General features: G+C 65.6%; 3 protein-coding genes and 1 pseudogene. 3 read left to right on the top strand and 1 reads right to left on the bottom strand.

Annotation, left to right across the window (positions count from 1 at the left end):
- The 3 genes from AHiyo1_RS12445 to AHiyo1_RS12435 form a co-directional block, all read left to right on the top strand.
- A partial coding sequence (locus AHiyo1_RS12445; protein ID WP_253257305.1) for an FGGY-family carbohydrate kinase occupies positions 1-682 on the top strand: 682 nt, incomplete at its 5' end.
- Positions 666-1,742: a Gfo/Idh/MocA family protein gene (locus tag AHiyo1_RS12440; protein WP_084784491.1), complete on the top strand. Its 1,077-nt coding sequence runs from the start codon at positions 666-668 to the stop codon at positions 1,740-1,742. The genes AHiyo1_RS12445 and AHiyo1_RS12440, both read left to right, overlap by 17 nt.
- Positions 1,743-1,861: 119 nt before the next feature.
- Complete coding sequence (locus tag AHiyo1_RS12435) at positions 1,862-3,058, top strand: ROK family transcriptional regulator (RefSeq protein ID WP_059388774.1); 1,197 nt, start codon at positions 1,862-1,864, stop codon at positions 3,056-3,058.
- On the opposite strand, the pseudogene AHiyo1_RS12430 reads toward AHiyo1_RS12435, so the two are convergent.
- Positions 3,040-4,002 (bottom strand): annotated as a pseudogene (locus AHiyo1_RS12430) (Gfo/Idh/MocA family protein); the annotation flags it as partial. The gene AHiyo1_RS12435 and the pseudogene AHiyo1_RS12430 sit on opposite strands and share 19 nt — an antisense overlap.

Here is a 4,002-nt window from a genome sequence, read left to right as displayed (position 1 = left end):
CCCCGGCGACGTCGTCGTGTCCGTGGGCACCAGCGGCACCGTGTTCGCCGTCGACTCTTCACCCGGACATGATGCGAGCGGGACCGTGGCGGGCTTCGCCGATGCGAGCGGCGAGTATTTGCCCATCGCAGTGACCTTGAACGCCGCCCGCGTGCTCAGCTCGGTAGCCGCAGTGCTCGGCGTCGACTTCGACGGGCTGTCCAGGCTCGCCCTTGAAGCTGAGCCTGGCTCGGGAGGCGTGGTGCTGGTGCCGTATTTCGAAGGGGAACGGACTCCCAATCTGCCTCACGCGAAGGCCAGCTTCCACGGCCTCAGCATCGCCTCCACCACCCGGCCGAATATCGCCCGGGCCGCCATCGAAGGCATGCTGTGTGGACTCGCCGGAGGCCTGGACGCGCTGCGTGACCAGGGTGTCCGTGCGGAACGGTTGCAGTTGATCGGGGGCGCGGTACAGAATCCTGCCGTGCAACGGATAGCGGCTCAGGTATTCGACCTGCCTGTCGTGATTCCGAGCCCGGGCGAATACGTTGCCCGCGGTGCAGCCGTGCAGGCGGCGTGGGCGCTCGCAGGCTACCGCCCGGATTGGCCCGTGGCCCTCGACGCCACACCCGAGCCGGATTTCCGAGCGTCGATCGGGCAGAACTACAGGAAGGTCAGTGCCCGCGTTGACGCCGGCAACTGAATCGCTGCTCATCAGGACACCGCTTCTTGATTCCCTGAACCAGGATCCGGTGCCCGCATCGGGCAGTCCCGTCCGGTGGGGAGTCATTTCCACCGGACGGATCGCCTCCACGGTCGTCAGCGACCTCGCGCTCCTTCCCGACGCCGTTTTGCAGTCCGTCAGTTCCCGGACCCAGGAAAACGCGGACGCGTTTGCTTCGGAGCACGGCTTCCAGAGCGCCTACGGCGACGACGGCGGGCTTCCGGGGTACCAGCGGCTCCTCCAGGATCCCGCGGTGGACGTCGTGTATGTGGCAACCCCTCACACGAGTCATTTCTCGGCGGCGAAGGCGGCCCTCGAAGCGGGGAAGCACGTGTTGTGCGAGAAGCCGCTGACCATCAACGCCCGTGAAGCAGAGGTCCTGGTTCGGCTGGCCCGGGAGAAAAGCCTGTTCCTGATGGAAGCAGTGTGGACCCGGTTCCTGCCCAGCGTGCAACGGGCGGCGGAAATCATCGCATCCGGCGAACTCGGCGAGATCCGGTGGCTGCAAGCTGACCTCGGGTTTCCGGCGCCGTACAATCCAGAATCCCGGCTGTGGAGGCGCGACGACGGGGGAGGCGCCCTGATGGACGTTGGTGTCTATCCCCTGACATGGGCGCTGATCAGCCTAGGACGCCCGGAATCGTTGACGGCCACGGCGCATCTGACTGACGGCGGAGTGGATTCCGAGACCGCACTGACACTGTCCTATCCTTCCGGGGCGCAGGTCCAGGCCATGACCTCCTTGACCTCGGCCACCCCCCAAACGGCCACCGTATGCGGCACGAAGGGGATGCTCCGATCCAACGCACCGCTATTCAATCCGACGGAGTTGACCATCATCTCCAGCTCCGGCGAGCAACGGCAGGAGAAATTCACCCCGGTCGGCCATGGCTACACCTACCAGTTGCGCGAAGTGATTCGTTGCCTGCAACTGGGCCTGCTTGAGTGCCCCACAATGCCGTTGGCGGATACCCTGACCACCATGTCCCTGCTGGATGAAGCACGCAGGCAAGCGGGAATCAGCTACCCGGGGAACTAGGGGCAGGCAGCACCTCGGCAAGTGACCAGCGCCGCACAGCACGGTCCAAATAGCCAGCAACCTCCGATCCCTGAATGATGATGTAAGTCACGCAGTCAAAACAGGATCCTGGAGGAAACATGCCCGCCACGCCGTCGCCGGGAAGAGTGGGCGATGTCCGCAGGCAGAACCTTGCGCTCGTCCTCGCCGGGATACAGGGGAACAGCGGGGCCACGCGTGCCCAGCTTGCCGCGGAAAGCGGTCTCACGAAAGCATCCGTTTCGAGCATCGTCACCGACTTGCTTGAATCCGGCCTGGTGCGGGAAACAAGTATCACCCGAGACGGCGAACGCGGACGGCCCGGAACCGGTCTCGTCCTCAATCCGGCCCGCGGCGCTTTGGCCGCGGAAATCAATGTGGACTACCTCGCGGTGGGAGTCCTGGACTTCGCAGGGGAACTGGCCTTCCACGAAACGGTCGAAAGGCATAACCGCGGAAGCCTGCCCTCCGACATCCTGCCGCTCCTCGTCGCCATGGCGCAGCGGGCGGCAACACAGGCGGCCGGCGACGGCGTCGAACTTCTTGGTGGGGAATTGACCGTGCCCGGCTTGGTGGATACGGAACGCAACGTGGTGCTGGCCGCGCCGAACCTGGGCTGGGCCGACGTCGGACTCTCCGAAGAGCTGCCCAGGCTCCTGCCCGCAGCCCCCTTCGGAGTGACCCTCTCCAACGAGGCCAATGGCGCCGCGCTCGCGGAACTCTGGTTTGGCCACGGCGACCGCTTCCCTGACTTCCTCTACATTTCCGGCGAAGTGGGCGTCGGTGGAGGGCTGGTCATAGATTCCCGGCTTTTCGCCGGCCCGCACGGCCATGCCGGTGAGATCGGGCATGTGGTGGTGCATCCCGACGGCCCGTTGTGCGCCTGCGGCGGTCACGGTTGCCTTGAGACGTTCGCGGGCCAAGACGCCATATATTCTGCAGCCGGAATACATCAGGATGTGGCTACAAAGCACATGGAATACCTGCTGAGCCGCCTTGCCGACGGAGATTGGAGCGCGGTTTCAGCGGTGGAACAGGCCGGGCACTACCTAGGAATCGCGATAGCCTCGACGGCGCGGGTGGCGAACATTTCCGCCGTCGTGCTCGGCGGTCATTTCGCCGTACTCGAGGAGTGGATCGCTCCTGCGCTGCGCCGGAGCTTGGACCACCACGCACCGGGACTGATCCCGGAAGGAAACCTGGCGTTCTCCGGACTGGGGCAGACGGGGGCCCTCAGGGGCGCCGCAGCAACCGCAGTCCGGAGAATATTGAGCCAGGCCTACGAACTGATTCCCTGAACTTCCGCGAGCGGGGCCGCCAAGGCGGTCAGTTCCACGAGGGCCGGCCGCGCAACCGTGCTTTCGATCGAGACCGCTGAGCACTGTGGGCAGATGCCAGCACAGATTCCATGACCTCAAGCGCATGGAACGCCAATTGGCCGCCAGCACGTGGTTCGACCCCGGCCGGGGTTGCGGCGAGGTCGGCGATGCCGAAGCCCCTGCCCGAATCGATGTAGCCCGCCGAGATCGGAAGGGTCTGCCAGGAGTCGGCGCCAAGCGTAAAGAGCTGGACGTCGCCGTCGAAGTGGTTCGGATCAGGAACAACAAGAGATCCCGCCGAACCGTGGATCTCGATGTTGGCCGACTTGGTCTTCACCGCGTCGAAGCTCATCACCAGCGTGGACAGGGCGCCGGAGGCGTGGACCAGGACCCCGGTCACGTGCGAATCGATGGTCACCGGAATCACCTCGCCCTCCCGCGGTCCTGAACCAATGGTGCGCGTGTCCCGTGTGTGGCTTGCGGCACCAATGACCGAGACCACCGGGCCCAATAGCGTGACCAGGGCGCTCACGTAGTAGGGACCCATGTCCAGCAGCGGTCCGCCGCCGGGCTGGTAGTAGAAGTCCGGGTTGGGATGCCAGCGCTCGTGTCCCGGTGTCACCATGGTTGCCGTGGCCGAGATCGGCGCACCGATCAGGCCGTCGTCGATCGCTTTGCGGGCAGTCTGGATCCCGGTGCCGAGCACCGTATCCGGCGCGCAGCCGACCACGACGCCGGCCTCCCGCGCCGCGTCGAGCACTTGCCGTGCCTCGGCGGTTGTCGCAGCGAGCGGCTTCTCACCATAGACACTCTTGCCGGCGGCGATGGCCCTCAATGCGATCGGCGCATGCGCGGCCGGAATGGTGAGGTTGAGTACGAGCTCGACGTCGTCCGCCGCCAGGAGCTCGTCGACGGTCACCGCG

This window comes from Arthrobacter sp. Hiyo1 (assembly GCF_001263615.2).
Classification (GTDB): domain Bacteria; phylum Actinomycetota; class Actinomycetes; order Actinomycetales; family Micrococcaceae; genus Arthrobacter.
This window is presented reverse-complemented; position numbering and strand designations above follow the sequence as displayed.